A 17,480-nucleotide genomic window follows, 5' to 3' on the forward strand; every position below is an offset into this window, starting at 1 on the left:
GAGCTCTCTTGAACTCACCCATCGACATCGCCCGCGCGCTCGACTGGAAAGGCGACGGCGCCAGCCGCACACCCTACGAGGCGTATACGAGTGAAGCGCTGTACCAGCGGGAACTCGAGCGCCTGTTCTATGCGAATCACTGGTGCTACATCGGCCTCGAAGCCGAAGTGCCGTCTCCCGGCGATTTCCAGCGCACGGAAGTCGGCGAGCGATCCGTCGTGATGACGCGCACGGAGGACGGCGAGATCGTCGTCTTCGAAAACGCGTGCGCGCACCGCGGCATGCAGTTCTGCCGCGAGCGCTCGGGGAAGGCGAAGGATTTCCACTGCCCGTATCACCAGTGGAACTACGACCTGAAAGGCAACCTGATCGGCGTGCCGTTCCGGCGCGGCGTGCGTCAGGGCGGCACGATCAACGGCGGCATGCCGGCGGATTTCGAGCCGGGCAAGCATGCGCTGCGGCGCCTGCGCGTGTCGACGCGCGGCGGCGCCGTGTTCGCGTCGTTCGACGAGAACGTCGAATCGTTCGAGGACTTCCTCGGCCCGCGCATCCTGCCTTACTACGATCGTCTGTTCCACGGCCCGAAGCTGACCGTGCTCGGCTACACGCGGCAGCGCGTGCCGAGCAACTGGAAACTGATGGTCGAGAACATCAAGGATCCGTATCACGCCGGGCTGTTGCATACCTGGTTCGTCAACTTCGGCCTGTGGCGCGCGGACAATCCCGCCCGGCTCGTGACCGATGCGCATCACCGGCATGGCGCGATGGTGTCGATCCGCAGCGGCGGCGGCGGCGGCGAGGTGACCCACAACGTGACGAGCTTCAAGGAGCGCATGACGCTGCACGACGACCGCTTCCTCGACGTCGTGCACGAACCGTGGTGGGGCGATCCGACCGTCGTGATGCTCACGCTGATGCCGAGCGTCATCATCCAGCAGCAGGTCAATGCGTTGTCGACGCGTCGCATTCGGCCGATCGGCCCGGGCGTGTTCGACTACGTGTGGACGCATTTCGGTTTCGAGACCGACACGGAAGAGATGACGCGGCGCCGTCTGCGTCAGGCCAATCTGTTCGGGCCGGCCGGCTTCGTGTCGGCGGACGACGGCGAGGTCATCGAATGCGTGCAGCAGAGCTTCGAGCAGATCCAGCACGGCAACGTCTACAACGAGCTCGGCGGCCGGCAGATCGACGAGCAGACCGAACATATGGTCAGCGAAACGCTGGTGCGCGGCATGTACCAGTACTGGCGCCAAGTGATGGAGGCCTGAATGAGCACGATCACGACACGAACGGACCGACCGTCCGCCGAGCCGCACGCGGGCGGCGCGAACTTCGAGGATTTCTATTCGCTCGTCCAGCTCAATGCGAGATATGCGGCCGTGCTCGACGGCGGCGACTGGGACGCGTGGCCGGAGTTCTTCATCGAGCAATGCCGGTACACGGTGGTGCCGCGCGAGAACCACGAGCGCAACCTGCCCCTCGCGGTGATGGACTTCGAGAGCAAGGGCATGCTGAAGGATCGCGTCTACGGGATCAAGGAGACGCTGTTCTTCGATCCGTACTACCAGCGCCACGTGATCGGGCTGCCGTTCATCACGTATCTCGACGACGCGGTGATCGAGGCGGAGACGAACTACGCGGTGCTGCGCACGAAGACCGAGCAGATGAGCGACGTGTACAACACCGGGCGCTACCTGGACCGGATCGTGCGTACGCCGCACGGGCTGCGTTTCGAGTCGCGCATCTGCGTGTACGACAGCGAGATGATTCCGAACTCGCTGATTTATCCGATCTGAACGAGGTGCCGAAAGTGACTACGGAATGGATCGATGCAGTCGCGCCGGAAGCGGTGCGCGCCGACGGAATACTCGGCGTCTGGGTGGGCGGCCGCGACATCGCGCTGTATGCGGTCGGCGACGAGATCTTCGCGACCGAGAACCAGTGCACGCATGGCGACGCGCGATTGAGCGACGGCTTCCTGCTCGACGACGAGATCGAATGCCCGTTGCATCAGGGGCGCTTCAGCGTGCGGACCGGCATGGCGCTGTGCGCACCGCTGACGACGTGCGTGCACACCTATCCGGTGAAGATCGAGAACGGCCGCGTGTTCGTGCAGCTCGCGCCGGCCGATGCGGCGACGCCGGCGGAGGCGCGATCATGAGCGCGTACGTGGTGTTCGATATCGATGTGCACGACGTCGACGCGTACCAGGCCTACCGCCGGCTCGGCGCGCCGACGGTGGCCGCGTATGGCGGGCGCTTCCTGGTGCGCGGCGCCGAAGTCGAGACGCTGGAAGGAGACTGGGCGCCGAAGCGCGTCGTCGTGCTCGAATTCGAGTCGGCGGAGCGCGCCCGCGAGTGGTATCGGTCGGAGGGCTATCAGGCGGCCAAGCGCCTGCGCGAGCCGGCCGCGCGGACGATCGGCATCCTGGCCGACGGCTACGTGCCGGCGCCCGGCGATCCGCGTTAAGCGAAGTAGAAGTAGAAGTAGAAGTAGAAGTAGAAGTAGAAGGGGCTCCGCGCCGTGTCGTTCGGCGCGGAGCCCCCTTTTTCATTCGGGGCGCCGCCGAACGCGGCCCTGCGCAGTCGATTCATCGGTGAGGCGGCGATGCGATCCGGCAGAGACTTCCGCCGCCCGCCGCCCGCCGCCCGCCGCCCGCCGCCCGGTTACCCGGTCGATCGCTCCGCCGGCCGACACGGCTTCCGGCGGTTTCCCCTCACGACGTCACGCATGACGATAGCGGATCGACCAGACCGCCAGCAGCGTCGCGCCGAACAGCAGCAGGCAGCCGAACGAGAAATCGTTCAGCGCGAGCATGTGCGCTTCGACGTCGATCGCATGCGAGACCGACGCGAGCGCGCCGGACGGCGACAGCCCCGCGTGATCGAGCCGCGCGAACCAGTCGCCCGACGCGAAATCGTACGGCGTGATGTGGTCGACGAGATAGGTGTTGTGCACGCGGGAACGACGCTCGAAGTAAGTCGGCGCGACCGAGGTCGCGACGCTGGTGCCGATCCGGCGCAGCGCGTTCTGCAGCCCGGATGCCGCGGGCAGCCGCTCGCGGGCCAGCCCGGCGAGCGACAGCGACACGAGCGGCGTGATGAAGAACGCGGTGGCGGCGCCCATCAGCAGCGAATTGGCGGCGATGTCGCCGAGGGTCACGTCGCTGTTGAAATGCATGCGCCAGAACGACGCGGCGCCCCAGCCGACGAGCGCGACGGTCGCGAGCAGGCGCGGGTCGGTGCGGCCCTGGAAGCGGCCGAGCAGCGGCGCGATCACGATCCCCGCGACGCCGAGCGGTGCGGTGGCGATGCCGGCCCAGGTGGCCGTGTATCCCTGCTGGGTCTGCAGCCACAGCGGCACGAGCACCAGCGCGCCGAAGTAGAGCCCGAAGCCGACCGTGATCGCGAGCGTGCTCGTCGTGAAGTTGCGGTCCGCGAACAGCCGCAGGTCGACGATCGGATGGTCGTCGGTCAATTCCCAGAGGATCAGCGCGACGAACGACACGATGCTCACGACCGCCAGCATGCGAATTTCGTCGGAGGCGAACCAGTCGAGGTTCTGGCCGCGATCGAGCAGCAACTGGAACGAACCGAATGCGGCGGTGAGCAGCAGCAGCCCGACGACGTCGACCGGCAGCCGCCGCGTCGCGTTGTCGCGTCCCTTCAGCAGCCGCGCGAGTACACCCAGCACGAGCAGGCCCGGCGGTACGTTCACGTAGAAGATGTACGGCCAGCTCAGGTTGTCGGTGATCCAGCCGCCGGCGATCGGCCCGAGCACCGGTGCAACGAACGTCGTGGTCTGCCACACGGCCAGCGCGACATGGCGGCGCGTCGACGGGAACACCGCCATCAGCAGCGCCTGCGACAGCGCGGTGATCGGGCCCGACGCGGCGCCCTGAAGCGCGCGAAACAGCAGCAGCGACTCGAAGTTCGGCGCCATCCCGCACAGGACCGACGTGAGCACGAACAGCAGCACCGACACGCGGAACAGCCGCACCTGGCCGAAGCGCTGCGTGAGCCAGCCGGTGAGCGGCAGCGTGATCGCGAGCGGCGTCGCGAACGAGGTCAGCATCCACGTGCCCATGTCCGGGGCGACGCCGAGATCGCCCGCGATGGTCGGGACGGCGACGTTCGCGATCGTCAGGTCGAGCGTCTGCATGAAATTCGCGACGCTGACCGCGATCGCGACGAGCGCCAGCGGCATGCCGGCGAGCGGTTCCAGCGGCAGTTTCGGCGCCGCGTTCCGGGTGAAGAAGCGCATCGTCAGGCTCCCGGTGCGAGCGGGCGTGCGCCGCTGTTCGCGCGAATCGTCTCGGTGACGAGCGCCTCGCCCGCTTCGTCGTCGTCGCGATAGATCGACGTGGCGTCGATCGACCGGCGCGCTTCGGGCGGACGGGCGGGCGGCGACGCCGACGCGGTGCCGGGGCCGTGATCGACCGGTACCGATGCCGTCATCGACAGGCCGATACGCAGCGGGTGCGCGCGCAGCTCGGCGGGATCGAGCGCGATCCGGACCGGCACGCGCTGGACGACCTTGATCCAGTTGCCGGTCGCGTTCTGCGCGGGCACGGCCGCGAACGCGGCGCCGGTGCCGGCTTCGAGCCCGACGACGCGCCCGTGGAACACCACGTCGCTGCCGTACAGGTCCGAGAACAGCTCGACCGGCTGCCCGGCGCGCATGCCGCGCAGTTGCGACTCCTTGAAGTTGGCCTCGACCCACACGTGATCGAGCGGCACGAGCGCCATCGACGGCGTGCCGGGCGACACGTGCTGGCCGACCTGCACGACCCGGCGCGTGACGAGCCCGCCGAGCGGCGCGTGTATTTCGGTGCGGCGCAGCGCGAGCGCCGCGCTGCGGACCCGGGCGGCCGCCGCGCGCACGAGCGGATTCGTGTCGATCGACGTGCCGTCGGTGCGCGCGAGCGTCGCGTCGTAGGCGGCCTGCTGCGCGTTCAGCGCGGCGGCCGCGCCGTCCATCGCATCCCGCGCATGGCGCAGGTCCTCGCGCGACACGCCGCCGTCTTGCGCGAGGCTCAGGCGGCGCTGCAGGTCGTCGTTCGCCTTCGCCCATTCGGTGCGCCGCACCCGGATCTGCGCTTCGTCGCGCACCGCGTCCGCATGCGCGGTGCGGTATTGGCGCACCGCATGCGCGAGTTGCGCGACCGCTTCGTCCAGCGCGAGCCGGGCGTCGGTCTTGTCGACGCTGAACAGCAGATCGCCGGGACGGACCCAGTCGGCGTTCTGCACGCGCACGGCGTCGACGGTGCCGCCGATCTGAGGCGAGATCTGCACGACGTCGCCGGAGACGTACGCGTCGTCGGTCGTCTCGGTGCCTCGGGTGGTGGCCCACGCGACGGCGGCGAGGCCGGCCGCGCCGGCGAGCGCGATGAAGAACCAGCGGAAGTAGCGCCGGCGCGCGCGTTGCAGCGCGGGCTCGGCGGCGGGGGATTCGGGACGGTTCATTGGGTGACTCCAGTGGAAGTGGCGCCGCCGAGCGCGGCGATCAGGCGGGCATGCTCGATCGCGAACGACGCGTCCGCGCGGGCGACCGATGCGCGGTCGTCGAGCAGCCGGCCTTCGGCGAGCAGGACGTCGAGATAGCCGGAAATGCCTTTCCGGTAGCGCTGCGTTTCGATGGTGTAGGCCTGTTGCGCGCGCGACAGCGCCTCGCGCTGAAGCGCGCGCTGCCGGCCGAGCGTGTCGATCTGGACGAGGGTGTCGCTGACCTGCGCGAGCGCGTTGACGACCGTGTCGTCGTACGTCGCGACGGCCGCGTTGTACGCGGCGGTTTGCGCGCGCAGGCCGGCACGCAGGCGCCCGCCCTCGAAAATCGGCAGCGTGATCGCGGGGCCCGCGCCGAGCGTGCCGCTGTTGCCGTGGAACAGCGCGCGGAAGCCGAAGCTCTGCACGCCGGCGAAGGCCAGCAGGTTGACGTCCGGATAGAACGCGGCGCGCGCCGCGTCGATGTTCGCCGCTTCGGCTTCGACCCGGTAGCGCGCGGCCAGGACGTCGGGCCGGCGGCCGATCAGCGCCGCGGGCAGGACGGCCGGCATCGGCAGCGCCGCGGCCGGCGGCGCGGCGGGCGTCAGCGCATCGGCGTAACCGGGCCCCCGGCCGACGAGCGCGGCGAGCCGGTGGCGCAGCCGGGCCGACGCGGCCGCATGCGCGTCGATGTCGGCCTGCGCGTGCGGAATCGGTTCGCTCGCCCTGAGCACCGCGACCTGCATGTCGAGGCCGGCGTCCGCGCGTTGCGACGTGAGGCGCAGCAGATAGCTGTGCTGCTGCAGCGTATCGCGCGCGATCGCGAGCAGTCGCTGTTCGAGCGCGAGTTGCAGATACGTTTCGACGATCGCCGCCTGCAACGACACGGCGGCCGCGCGTTCGAGCGCGCGCTGCTGGTCCGCGCGCAGTGCGGCGGCGCGCGCCAGCGCGTGCTGCCGGCCGGCGATGTCGAGATCCCACGACGCGCCGAGCAGCGCCTGCGCGTCGACCTGCCAGTGCCCGGCCGCGGGCGGCGGCGTCCGGTAGCTGCCGGGCAGGCGCGTCGGTACCGCGCTCGCCGTCGCGCCGAGCTGCGGCAGCAGCGCGGCATTTTCGACGTCGGCGTCGGCCAGCGCCTGCGCGACCCGTTCGCGCTGCGCCTGCAGCGTCGGTGCGCCGGCCAGCGCATCGTCGACGAGGCGATCCAGCTGCGCATCGCCGAACGCGGTCCACCAGCGTTCGGCGACCGTCGGCGAGCCGGCGCTGGCCGCGCCGATCGCGGCGCCCGCATCGAGCTGCTCGACGGGCGTGATCCGGGCCGCCGGGCGTTGCGGGCCGAACGGCGCGCAGCCGGCGATCGCGAGCGCGGCGAGCGCGGGAACCAGGCGGCGGGCGCCGCGCGCGCGGTCGATGAGGAGGGGCATGGTCGGTTTCCTGTCGCGTGAAGGCAAACGATCTGTATCTAAAAATATATCTTTAGATATTATTTGACGATCGGCAACTGGTAGAAATGGCAGTCGGCCGCACCGGACGGCATCGTCGAAACAGCGGAAGGGGGGCAGACAGGGGCGCGCGGGTTACGCGATGGCGAGTGCGTCGAGCGCTGCCGCGAGCGTTTGTGCGACGGACTGGCCCGAGGTGTCGATGCGGCAGTGCGCGCAGGCGCGGTACAGCGATTCGCGCGCGTCGTGCAGCGCGGCGAGCGCCGCGCGCGGGTCGGCGACGTTCAGCAGCGGGCGGGACGCGTCGCCGCGCGTGCGGTGCCACAGGGTGTCGAGATCGGTCGCGAGGTGGATCACGAAACAGCGCTGGCCGAGCCGCGCGCGCGTGTCGTCGCGCAGCACGGCGCCGCCGCCGGTCGCGAGCACGAGCGCCGGCCCGCACGTCAGCGCGTCGATCACGTCGGCTTCGCGTGCGCGGAAGTCGCCCGCATGGAATTGCACGGCGACGGGCGCGCCGAAGCGGCGTTCGAGTTCGCGGTCGGCGTCGACGAACGGCAACGCGAGCGCGCGGGCCAGTGCGCTGCCGATCGTCGTCTTGCCGGCGCCGGGCATGCCGACGAGCGCGATGCGCGTCGGGCCGGCCTGCGGGCGCGGGTTCACAGGCGGCTCCGCAGCGACGGCGCGCGGCGCGTCACGGCGGCGATGCGCTGCATCCGGACGTAGTTCGCGAGCGGGTCCAGCGCATCGGTGATGAAGGTGTGCGGCGCGCCGGCGGCCGTGTCCAGCGCAATGCCGGCGACTACGAGCGTGCCGTCGCACAGTGCGTCGGCGAGCGCGCCGATGCGCGCGCCAAGCGCCGGCGACGCAGCGCCGAGATCCGCAATGACGCGGCGCGAGCGCGGCCAGTCGACCGGCTCGGCCGCGCGTACCGGCCAGCGCGCCAGCAGACCGCCGGGCAGCGGCGTCGCGGCCCGTGCAGCGGACGTTTCGAGCACCCGCCAGGTCAGCGGCGCCGCGGGCAGGCACGCGCGCCAGCGGCCATAGGCGGTCGCCGCGGTGTCGCCGATCGCCACCGCCGGAAGCCGCAGACGCTCGCAGCGCCGCAGCAGGCACGCGATGCCGGCGGCGTCGGGCGTGCCGCGCACGAACGGCAGCAGCTCCAGTTCGTCGTCGTATTCGGCGCGCAGCGCGCGCAGCCATCGTCCGGCGGCAAGCGGCAGGCAGTCCGCCGCGGCGATGCCGCACAGCACGAGCAGGCGATCGTCGCGACCGTCGCGAATCGCGAGCAGCCGGGCCGCGACGCGGGACGAAGCGGGTGCCGTCGTCATGATGCGGCGGGGCCGTCGGCGTGCCGGTCGGTACCGCCCGCGGCACGCGGATAGGCGCCGAGCACGCGCAGCTCGGAAGCGGCGAACGCAATCTCGTCGAGCGCCGCGCGCACGTTCGGATCGAGCGGATGCCCGCCGAAGTCGATGCAGTACCGATATGCATGGCCCGCGTCCCGTGCCGGGCGCACGTCGACCCAGAGCAGCGGCGCGCGGTGGTGGGCGAGCGCGTCGAACACGCGCGCCAGCGCGTCGGGCGCATCGGTCGGCCGCAGCACGATGCTCGTGCGGTCGTAGCCGGTCGGCGCCGGCGTCTGGCCGCCGACGATCACGAAGCGCGTGCGGTTGTCCGGGTGATCCTGGATCGCGCTGGCGACGATTCGCAGTCCGTAAAGCGCGGCCGCGGGTTCGCCGGCGATCGCCGCGCAGTCATACAGGTGCGCGGCCTCGCGCGCTGCCACCGCGTTGCTGGACACCGGGATGCGGCGCAGGCCGGGCGCATGCGCGTCGAGCCACGCGCGGCATTGCGCGAGCGCCTGCGGATGGCCGACCACGCTGTCGACGCCGGTGAGCGAGCCGCTGGCGCTCAGCAGGCAGTGCGCGACCGGCAGTTCGATCTCGCCGGTGACGGGCGCCGCTTGAGCGATCAGCAGGTCGAGCGTGCGGGTCACGGTGCCTTCGGACGAATTCTCGACCGGCACGACCGCGCATTCCGCGTCGCCGCGTGCGAGCGCGTCGAATACGGCGTCGATCGTCTCGTGCGCCTGCCCGCGGGCGAATTCGCCGAAGTGACGCAGCATCGCGGTTTCGGTGTAGGTGCCCGACGGGCCGAGGAACGCGACGGACGGCAGCGATTGCGCGTCACGGCTCGCGCTGAACAGCGTCTGCCAGATGGCGCGCAGGTCGCGGTCGCGTAGCCCCCACGGCGCGCGCGTGCACAGCTCGGCGACGATCGACGCTTCGCGGGCGGGCTGCCGCACCGCGAGCCCCGCATTCCGCTTGAGATGGCCGATCTCGGTTGCGTGAGCGATGCGCTGGCCGATCAGCTCGAGAAGCTGGTCGTCGATCACGTCGATCTGCGCGCGGCGGCGTGCGATCGCATCGTCGACGGACGACGGGGCGGCAAGTTCGGTCGGCGTCATCGCGTATCGGTCCGTGAAGTCGCGGAAACGGCCGGCCGGTGCGGGGCGACGTGCGTCGCCGCGCCCGGCTGCATGCGGGCGACGGCGCGCGCGTATTCGGCCGCGAGCCGTTCGACGATTTCGGCGACGCTGAGCACCGCGTCCATCGCGCCGACGCCCTGGCCGGCCCCCCAGATGTCGCGCCACTGCTTCGCGCCGCCGTCCGGCGAGAAATCGAGCTGCGCGCCGTCGACCCGGGCGAGTCGCCGCGCGTCGAGCCCGGCCGCCTCGATGCTCTGGCGCAGGTAGTTGCCGTGGACGCCGGTGAACGCGTCGGTGTAGATGATGTCGGCCGCGCTGGCTTCGACGATCGTGTCCTTGTAGCGCTGCACCACGTTGGCTTCGTGCGACGCCAGGAAGCGCGTTCCGATGTACGCGAAATCGGCGCCGAGCGCGCGCGCGGCGGCGATCGCGTCGCCCGTCGCGATCGCACCGGACAGCGCGATGAAGCCGTCGTAGAAGCGCCGCACTTCGGTGACCAGCGCGAACGGCGACAGCGTGCCGGCGTGGCCGCCCGCCCCCGCCGCGACGAGGACGAGGCCGTCGACGCCGGCTTCCAGCGCCTTCTGCGCATGTCGCACCGTCGTGACGTCGTGCAGCACGATCCCGCCGTACGCATGGGTCGCATCGACGACGTCGCGCGACGGTGCGCGCAGGCTCGTGATCATCAGCGGCACGCGTCGGTCGATGCAGATGCGCAGGTCCTGTTCGACGCGCGGATTCGACGGATGGCAGATATGGTTGACCGCGTACGGGCCGACCGGCGCATCGGGATGGGCGTCCCGATACGCGCGCAGCGTGCCGTCGATCGTGTCGATCCAGTCGCCGAGCTGCGCGCTGAGCCGCGCGTTGAGCGCCGGAAATGCGCCGACGATCCCGCTCCTGCACTGGGCGAGCACCATCTCGGGATAGCTCGCGATCAGCATCGGAGACGCAATCACCGGCAGCCGGAGACCCTGCAGCGGAAGCGGAATCATGGTCGGGCTCCGGCTCGTTAGCGGGCGAGCGCCGCGCTGTCGCGCCGCTCTTCCAGGCGGCGGTGGAAGCCGTCGCGGCTGACGGCGCAGCGCGTATGCACGCCTTCGCCGACGACGCCCACCGCGTCGCGCACCTCGACCCGGTACGTCATCATGCGGCCGTCGACCTCGATGAGTTCGGCGTCGACCGTCACTTCCCATTCGGGCGGCGTCGGTGCGAGATGCTTGATCTCGAAGTTGTAGCCGACCGTCATCTGCCCGGCCGGCAGCAGATGGTCGGTCGCCTGCATGCAGGTCTGTTCGATGAAGATGATCATGATCGGGCTCGCGAGCGCGTGCGCTTCGCCGCCCCATTGATCGGCGAGCGAAATCGTGTCGACGCGGTGGGTGGCGCGGGCACGCAGGCCAGTCTGGATAGTCAAGGGCAACTCCTGAACGGGTGAGGGAAGGGTGTGCGGTCACGCCGCGCGCGCCGTGGCGGCCGCGCGGCGTTGCATCTGGCTGAAGATGTTGCGGTAGTGCATTTCCTCGGTGCCGCCGGCCGAGCCCATCGCGAGCGCGTCGGCGACGAAGGTGGCGAGCGGCCCGCGCCGGTAGCCGTCGCTGCCGTGAATCGCGAGCAGGTGCAGCGCGGCCTGCGCGAGATCGCGCGCGCCCGCGAGCTTCGCGATCGAGCAGTTCGCGAGCGCCTCGGGACGCTGCGCGACGAGCAGGTCGAGCGCCGCGCGCGCCGTCCAGCGGGTGCGTTCGATGCCGACCTGGACGTCGACCAGCCGGCGCTGCACGTGTTGATGCGCGTCCAGCGCGACGCCGAGCGTTTTGCGGGCGCTGACGTGCGCGAGCGCGTCGGCGAGAAACGGCTGGGTGACGTTCGCGCACAGCAGGCCGAACAGCGCGCGATTCATCGACGCGATGTCCATCAGCAGGCGCAGCCCGTCGCCGGGCGTGCCGAGCAGTTCGTCGGCATCGACGCGCACGCCGGACAGCGCGACGTCGCCGATCGGAAGATCCGCGACGCCGAACGTCGCCTGTGGGGCGCTGCGCTGCACGCCCGCGCGTTCGGGATCGATCAGCACCAGCGCGGTGGCCGGCTTGCCGTCGCCGGTCAGGGTCGCGACGATCATCATCAGGCGCGCTTCGGGCGCGTGGCTGATGTTGTACTTGTGGCCGTCGAGCCGGTAGTGGTCGCCGTCGCGAACGAGGCACGTTTCGAGCGCGCGCACTTCGGTGCCGGTACCTTTCTCGGAGATCGCCGTGGCGCCGATCGCGCCGGACAGCAGCGACGGCAGATGCCGCGTGCGCTGCGCGTCGGAACCGTATGCGACGAGCGCGCGAATCAGCGTCGCCTGATTCGCGAGCGCCATCGCGAAGCCGACGGAGCGCAGCGCCGCGGCGACCGCTTCGAACGCATCGACGAAGTCGTGCCACGTGCCGCCCGCGCCGCCGAGTTCGCGCGGCACCGGCACGCGCCACAGTCCCGCGTCGGACAAGGCATCCCACGCATCGCGATGGAAGGCGCCGCAAGGGGCGGACCGCGCATGGCGTTCGGCGATGTCCCGGTATGCGGCGGTCGTCGTGTGCTGTGCTTCGCAGGCGGTGAGAGTCATGTCGGGGCGCGAGACTTTGCATGGATCGTGTCGCCAATCTAATGAAAAGCCCCCGGGCGAGAAACTGTCAGTTATTGCACTTCGACGCGGCGTGCGGCGGCGGATGATTCGAGTGCAAGCGGGGTTGCGATGGGCGGCGGAGCGCGATTGCCGGACGCGGACGTGATCGTGATGCCCGTCGCGCGCATCGGCGCGAGCGATGGCAGTCCAGCCATGTCGTCGTCGGCGGTATCGCGGCGCTTCGATGACGGAAGACGATCGCGTGTCGGTGGTGGGGCGACACGCGGTGGGATTGCCAATGCTTCGTCGTTCAGGTCGATTCGATTGAATTCGCAGTCCATATCATTAGGATGGCGGGGAATGCGTTCGTGTCGAATTCCCGATGCTCGTTTCGTTGCCGTCACACCTGCCGGGCGGCGGGCAGGCGTCGGTGGAGCGCGCGACAAATAAACCGTCAGACGATCCGAAAGGCCCGACCCCGTCGCGCCGACGATCGGTGAAATCATGCCCGGCCTTGCTTCCGTGAAATTGTCATGCTAGTTTTTCATGAAATTTACCGGTGTAATTTTCACGGAAATCCGCATGTTCATGCAGTCCGACCGTCACGTCGCAAGCTATTACGCCGGCACCTACCCGACGCCGATCCCGCATCGGCCGGCGCTGGACGAACGCTTCGATGCCGACGTGCTGGTCGTCGGCGCGGGCTTCAGCGGGCTGCATACGGCGCTGCGGCTCGCGCTTGCCGGCAAGCGCGTCGTGATGCTCGAAGCGAGCCGCGTCGCATGGGCCGCATCGGGCCGCAACGGCGGACAGGCGCTGCTCGGCTGGTCGTGCGACATGCAGCCGCTCGAGGATGCGCTCGGCCGCGACGGCGCGCGGCTGCTGTGGGACAGCATGCGCTGGGCGGCGGCCGAGGTGCGCGAACTGCCGGCCCGGCATGGTTTCGACATCGACTACCGGCCCGGCAGCCTGTGGGCCGCGGTGCGGCCGCGGCGCGTCGCGATGCTGGCGCAGGCGCGCGACGAGGCCGCCGAGCGGTGGGGCTACGACCGGCTGCGTGTGATCGGTCGTGACGAGATGCCCGAATGGATCGGTGGCACGCGCTATCTCGCCGCGCTTCACGATCCCGAGGCCGGCCACCTGAACCCGCTGAAGCTCGCACTCGGCCTCGCGCAGACGATCGAGTGCGCGGGCGGCCGCATCTTCGAACAGAGCCGCGTGCTCGACTGCCGCGAGACGGCCGGCGGCCACGTCGCGCGCACGGCGCACGGCGAAGTGCGGGCGGACGTGCTGGTGCTCGCGTGCAATGCGTACGTCGACCGGCTCGATCGCGACCTCGCGCGCCGGCTGCTGCCGGTCGGCACGTACCAGGTCGCAACGGCGCCGCTCGCGCCCGACGTCGCGCATGCGCTGTTGCCGCGCAACAGTTGCGTGATCGACAACCAGTTCGTGCCCGACTATTTCCGCCTGAGCCCCGACAACCGGCTGCTGTTCGGCGGCGGCTGCACGTATCTCGGCGGCATTCCGGCCGATATCGCGGCGGCGACGCGCCCGCATCTCGAACGCGTGTTTCCGCAACTGGCCGGCGTGCCGCTCGACTACGCGTGGGGCGGTCACATCGACATCAGCATGCGTCGCACGCCGGACATCGGTCGCCACGGGCAGCGCTTCTGGCTGCAGGGCTTTTCGGGGCACGGCGTGCTGCCGACGCTCGCCGGTGCGCGCGCGGTGGCCGACGCCGTGCTCGGCGACGCACACCTGCTCGCGCAGTACCAGCGCATCCGCAACCCGCGCTTTCCCGGCGGCGACCGGCTGGCCGCGCCGCTGGAGGCGATCGGCAAGGCCTGGTACCGCCTGCGCGATACCGTTTGATTGCACCGGAATCCATCATGAACGAACAGGAAGAGATAGAAAGTCTGGCGATCCTGATCCGCGACCTGCGCAAGCATCGCAAGGTCACGCTGAACGATCTCGCCGAACGGATCGGCCGCTCGGTCGGCTTTCTGTCGCAGGTCGAGCGCGGGCTGTCGCGTCCGACGGTCGCGGATCTCACCGCGATCGGCGAGGCGCTCGGCGTGCCGACCACGTATTTCTACAGCCTCAGCAAACCGCGCAGCGTGCCGTGGGTCACGCGGCCCGGCGAGCGGCGCACCGTGTATTACGCGAATGGTATTACCGACATCCTCGTGTCGCCGAACATGCGGTCGCGCTTCTCGATCCTCGAAAGCCATCTCGGGCCGGGCGCGAGCAGCGGCGAGCGCCCGGTCGACGACAGCGACGAGCAGGGCGGCTTCGTGCTCGAAGGAGAACTGACGATCTGGCTCGACGGCGACGACACGCACGTCACGCTCGGCCCGAACGATGCGTTTCAGCTTCCCGCGCACAAGCGCTTCCGGTATGCGAACCTGACCGACGCGCCGACGCGCGTGATCTGGGTATTCACCTGAGCCGAGTGGTCGGCGGGGCGGGCGGCGTCGGAGGCCGCCGCGCCGTGCAGTCTGTTTGCATTACTGAGTGATTTGCGGCTTGCGCTGCGCCGTGTGCCGCATGAATCCGGTTCGCCGCGTTGCGGCACCGCCCTACAAGACATGGAAAGGATGAGACATGGCTGACGTCGTTCCCGCGCTGGTCAGTGAAGTCCGCGCGTTCCGGCAGGCGCACCCCGAGATCCGTTATGTCGACCTGATCTGCCTCGACCTGCCCGGGCATTTCTACGGCAAGCGCTATCCGATCGACGCGCTCGAAAAAGTCGCGTCGGGCTCGCTGCTGAAGCTGCCGCAGAACTGCGTGCTGCTCGGCACGCAGGGCGGCCTCTACAAGATCGGCGATTACTGCTTCAACGACGGCGATCCCGATGCGCCGCGCCGCCTGATCCCCGGCACGCTGAAGCCCGTGCGCTGGGAACGGCAGCCGCTCGCGCAGATGCTGATCAGCTCCGACGGCACCGATTCGCCGATCGAATTCGAGCCGCGCGAGGTGCTCGCGCGCGTGCTGCGGCGGTTCACGGCGCGCGGCATCCGGCCGGTCGTCGCATTCGAGCTCGAGTTCTACCTGTTCGCCGCGCAGCTCGAGCAAGGCATGCCACAGTATCCGCGCGATCGCCTGAGCGATGACCGCGACGATCAGCCGAACATGCATATCGAGCGCCTGTCGCGCTTCTCCGACGTGCTGCACGAGATGGTCGACGCCGCGTGCGAACAGGGCGTCGATGCGACGGTGATCACCGCCGAGCTCGGGCCCGGCCAGTTCGAGATCAATTTCGGGCATACCGACGACGCGCTGCGCGCGGCCGACTGGTCGGCGCTGTTCTGTCGCAGCACGCGCGGCGTCGCGTTGCGGCATGGCTATCGCGCGAGCTTCATGGGCAAGCCGTACCTGCATGCGCCGGGCAGCGGGATGCACGTGCACGTGAGCCTGTACGACGACGCGGGGCGCAACGTGCTTGCGGCCGACGGGCAGCGGCCGTTGCGGCACGCGGTGGCCGGCTGCCTCGCGCTGCTGCCGCACTGCATGCCGGTGTTTGCGCCGAACCACAATGCGTTCCGGCGCTACGGGTCGATGGTGAACGCGGCGAGCCGCGCGAGCTGGGGCTTCGAGGATCGCGACGCGTGCATCCGGATTCCGGAATCGGACGCACGCAACCTGCGGATCGAGCACCGGCTCGCGAGCGCGGATGCGAACCCGTACCTGGTGCTGGCGGCGATCCTGAGCGGGATGGAGCACGGGCTCGATGCGCGGCTCGAGCCGATCGCGCCGCTCAACGACGATCGCGGCAGCGGCATCGATTTTCCGCAGGAGATGCTGTCGGCGGTCGCCGCGATGCAGGATCATCCGGCCGTGCGCGAAGGGCTCGGCGGCGAGTTCGTGATGGTGTATTGCGAGAACAAGCGGCAGGAGGAACTGGATTTTCGCAACGAAATCGGCGCGCGGGAGTATCGGTGGTTTCTGTGATGGCCGCGCGCGTCGACGCAGCCGGCTACGGGAGTGCGCGCCAGTAGTGCACTTCCTCGATCGGCGTACCGTCGATCTCGAAGGTCTTGATGTCGCGTTCGGCGACGAAACCTTCGCGTTCGTAGATAACGTTTCAGCGGCAGAAGATCGCCGATGAAAAAGTAGTCGATCGGGTCATCGAAGACTTCGGAGAACGCATGCCGCGAAGCGGCTTCGCGGCATGGCATGCTCGACGCCCTTACTCCCCGAGCTTCGACGTCACGCACCCGGTGCTCGAGCATTCGCGCTCACGCTCGCGCAGGAACGACAGCCGCGACTGCGTCATGTCGTTCGCGCACTGGATATCGACGAGGTAGCTGCTGCCGCGGGTCTCGCTGCACTGCGCGTCGCGTTGTTTCAGCCAAGCGAGCTGGCCGGACTTCAGCGCTGCCTGCTGGTCGCCGCTCAGTTGCTTGCGCAGCCGGCCGTATTCGTCGTTGAGATCTCGGTCGGACTGCGAGAACTGCGTGCTCGTGCAATACACCTGGTCGAACGCGCTGCGCGGCTTCCCGCAGCCGGCCGCATGCGCGGCGAACGGAACGGCAAGCGCGAGCAGCGCACAGGATGCGAGCAGATTCTTCTTCATGGTGAGTCTCCTGACGGGGTGAAAACCGGTGAATCCGACGGGCGATACCGTCGTTTATCGGGGTGTCGTACACGCGTCGATGCCGCCCGCGATCGCGGCGGACAGGCGTTGGATCGTCTCGCGCCGCGCGAGCCGCGCTTCCTCGTCCGGATTGACGATCACGCCGGCTTCGACGAGCACGGCCGGAACCGGCGCGGTGCGCAGCACGACGAGATCGTCGAAGCGATGGATGCCGAGTGGCGGGTCGATCAGCGGGCGGTTCTCGCCCTTGATCGGCTGCGCGTGATACAGCGACGGCCGTTCGCCGGCCGCGACCAGCCGCTCGGCGATCGCCTTCGCGCAACGCAGGCTTTCCGCATAGTGCGGATTGCGTTCCGACACGAACACCGAGAAGCCGCGGAATTCGCGCTGCCGGCCCGCGTCGATGAACTGCTGCTGCATCGAGTCGTGATGGATCGACACGAACAGGTTCGCGTCGGGCGCCTGCGTCGAACGCCGATCGAGCGCGATCTCGCGGCCGTCCGCCGACGTGCGCAGCACGCGGTCGCCGTGCGCGGCGAGTGTGTCGGCGACCGCGCCGGACAGGTCGAGGTTGTACAGGTATTCGACGCGGCCGCTCGCGCCGGTGGAGCCCGGACGCGCGGGCGTATGGCCGGTGTCGACGACGATGTAGCGCCCGCTCGCGGGCTCGGTTACGGAGGTCCCGGAAGCGCCGCGGACAACGGCGGCATCGGCCGCGTGCAGCGCCAGCGGTGCGCCGAGCAGCGGGGCGCACGCGAGCACGCGCGCGGCGGCGCGCACCAGCGGGCGAAGGCGTCGGAAGGTTCGGTTCGTCATTGTTGTTGTCGAGAAGGGCGGTCGGCGCGTCGAACGGCGCGCCACCGTCGGC

General features: G+C 69.7%; 19 protein-coding genes and 1 pseudogene. 7 read left to right on the top strand and 13 right to left on the bottom strand.

The features are described 5' to 3' along the window. Nucleotides 1-8 precede the first annotated feature (8 nt). From HWX76_RS34200 to HWX76_RS34215, 4 genes are read left to right on the top strand one after another with little or no spacing between them, the layout of a single operon-like run. Complete coding sequence (locus HWX76_RS34200; RefSeq protein WP_050018149.1) at nucleotides 9-1,268, top strand: Rieske 2Fe-2S domain-containing protein; 1,260 nt, start codon at nucleotides 9-11, stop codon at nucleotides 1,266-1,268. Further along, nucleotides 1,269-1,796, top strand: a complete 528-nt coding sequence (locus HWX76_RS34205; protein ID WP_050018150.1) for an aromatic-ring-hydroxylating dioxygenase subunit beta — start codon at nucleotides 1,269-1,271, stop codon at nucleotides 1,794-1,796. A gap of 14 nt (nucleotides 1,797-1,810) precedes the next feature. Further along, entirely contained in the window at nucleotides 1,811-2,161 is a 351-nt protein-coding gene (locus HWX76_RS34210) for a non-heme iron oxygenase ferredoxin subunit (RefSeq protein ID WP_176017005.1), read from the top strand. Then, complete coding sequence (locus HWX76_RS34215; RefSeq protein WP_050018151.1) at nucleotides 2,158-2,469, top strand: DUF1330 domain-containing protein; 312 nt, start codon at nucleotides 2,158-2,160, stop codon at nucleotides 2,467-2,469. The genes HWX76_RS34210 and HWX76_RS34215 overlap by 4 nt, the downstream gene beginning before the upstream one ends. A 255-nt stretch (nucleotides 2,470-2,724) precedes the next feature. Here HWX76_RS34215 and HWX76_RS34220 read toward each other — a convergent pair whose 3' ends face one another. From HWX76_RS34220 to HWX76_RS34265, 10 genes are all read right to left on the bottom strand, one after another. Continuing rightward, nucleotides 2,725-4,263, bottom strand: coding sequence for a DHA2 family efflux MFS transporter permease subunit (locus tag HWX76_RS34220; protein WP_124630671.1), 1,539 nt, complete (start codon nucleotides 4,261-4,263; stop codon nucleotides 2,725-2,727). A 2-nt stretch (nucleotides 4,264-4,265) separates the two neighbouring features. Beyond that, nucleotides 4,266-5,465, bottom strand: a complete 1,200-nt coding sequence (locus tag HWX76_RS34225; protein ID WP_050014931.1) for an efflux RND transporter periplasmic adaptor subunit — start codon at nucleotides 5,463-5,465, stop codon at nucleotides 4,266-4,268. After that, on the bottom strand, nucleotides 5,462-6,907 hold the full coding sequence (locus HWX76_RS34230) for an efflux transporter outer membrane subunit (RefSeq protein ID WP_176017006.1): 1,446 nt from the start codon (nucleotides 6,905-6,907) through the stop codon (nucleotides 5,462-5,464). Before HWX76_RS34230 ends, HWX76_RS34225 begins: the two co-directional genes overlap by 4 nt. A 153-nt stretch (nucleotides 6,908-7,060) precedes the next feature. Then, a complete protein-coding gene (locus tag HWX76_RS34235) occupies nucleotides 7,061-7,585 on the bottom strand; it encodes a shikimate kinase (RefSeq protein ID WP_176017007.1) in 525 nt (174 codons plus the stop codon). After that, nucleotides 7,582-8,253 carry a hypothetical protein gene (locus tag HWX76_RS34240; RefSeq protein ID WP_050014935.1) on the bottom strand — a complete coding sequence of 224 codons (672 nt, stop codon included), beginning with the start codon at nucleotides 8,251-8,253 and terminating at the stop codon, nucleotides 7,582-7,584. Before HWX76_RS34240 ends, HWX76_RS34235 begins: the two co-directional genes overlap by 4 nt. Continuing rightward, nucleotides 8,250-9,392, bottom strand: coding sequence for a prephenate dehydratase (gene pheA / locus HWX76_RS34245; RefSeq protein WP_124595067.1), 1,143 nt, complete (start codon nucleotides 9,390-9,392; stop codon nucleotides 8,250-8,252). Before pheA ends, HWX76_RS34240 begins: the two co-directional genes overlap by 4 nt. Then, a complete protein-coding gene (locus tag HWX76_RS34250; protein ID WP_176017008.1) occupies nucleotides 9,389-10,408 on the bottom strand; it encodes a nitronate monooxygenase family protein in 1,020 nt (339 codons plus the stop codon). The genes pheA and HWX76_RS34250 overlap by 4 nt, the downstream gene beginning before the upstream one ends. 17 nt (nucleotides 10,409-10,425) lie before the next feature. Further along, nucleotides 10,426-10,830 (bottom strand): hotdog domain-containing protein, encoded by a 405-nt coding sequence (locus tag HWX76_RS34255; RefSeq protein WP_050014941.1) that lies wholly within the window; start codon nucleotides 10,828-10,830, stop codon nucleotides 10,426-10,428. A 36-nt stretch (nucleotides 10,831-10,866) separates the two neighbouring features. Further along, on the bottom strand, nucleotides 10,867-12,015 hold the full coding sequence (locus HWX76_RS34260) for an acyl-CoA dehydrogenase family protein (protein WP_050014943.1): 1,149 nt from the start codon (nucleotides 12,013-12,015) through the stop codon (nucleotides 10,867-10,869). A 71-nt stretch (nucleotides 12,016-12,086) separates the two neighbouring features. Then, nucleotides 12,087-12,521, bottom strand: a complete 435-nt coding sequence (locus HWX76_RS34265) for a hypothetical protein (protein ID WP_176017009.1) — start codon at nucleotides 12,519-12,521, stop codon at nucleotides 12,087-12,089. Nucleotides 12,522-12,597: 76 nt separating this feature from the next. On the opposite strand from HWX76_RS34265, the gene HWX76_RS34270 reads away from it, so the two are divergent. From HWX76_RS34270 to HWX76_RS34280, 3 genes are all read left to right on the top strand, one after another. Beyond that, on the top strand, nucleotides 12,598-13,887 hold the full coding sequence (locus HWX76_RS34270) for an FAD-binding oxidoreductase (protein WP_124630675.1): 1,290 nt from the start codon (nucleotides 12,598-12,600) through the stop codon (nucleotides 13,885-13,887). Between the two features lie 17 nt (nucleotides 13,888-13,904). After that, a complete protein-coding gene (locus HWX76_RS34275) occupies nucleotides 13,905-14,462 on the top strand; it encodes an XRE family transcriptional regulator (protein ID WP_050014949.1) in 558 nt (185 codons plus the stop codon). Between the two features lie 157 nt (nucleotides 14,463-14,619). Beyond that, nucleotides 14,620-15,966, top strand: a complete 1,347-nt coding sequence (locus tag HWX76_RS34280; protein WP_124630676.1) for a glutamine synthetase family protein — start codon at nucleotides 14,620-14,622, stop codon at nucleotides 15,964-15,966. A gap of 25 nt (nucleotides 15,967-15,991) precedes the next feature. Here the strand turns inward: HWX76_RS34280 and HWX76_RS37040 are convergent. The 3 genes and pseudogenes from HWX76_RS37040 to HWX76_RS34290 form a co-directional block, all read right to left on the bottom strand. Next, a pseudogene (locus HWX76_RS37040) lies at nucleotides 15,992-16,090 on the bottom strand (GNAT family N-acetyltransferase); the annotation flags it as partial. A 114-nt stretch (nucleotides 16,091-16,204) separates the two neighbouring features. Beyond that, nucleotides 16,205-16,591, bottom strand: coding sequence for a lysozyme inhibitor LprI family protein (locus tag HWX76_RS34285; protein ID WP_050014952.1), 387 nt, complete (start codon nucleotides 16,589-16,591; stop codon nucleotides 16,205-16,207). Nucleotides 16,592-16,645: 54 nt separating this feature from the next. Beyond that, nucleotides 16,646-17,428, bottom strand: coding sequence for an N-acetylmuramoyl-L-alanine amidase (locus HWX76_RS34290; protein ID WP_050014953.1), 783 nt, complete (start codon nucleotides 17,426-17,428; stop codon nucleotides 16,646-16,648). Nucleotides 17,429-17,480 lie beyond the last annotated feature (52 nt).

This window comes from Burkholderia sp. BCC0398, assembly GCF_902833245.1.
In the GTDB taxonomy this organism is placed as follows: Bacteria; Pseudomonadota; Gammaproteobacteria; order Burkholderiales; family Burkholderiaceae; genus Burkholderia; species Burkholderia sola.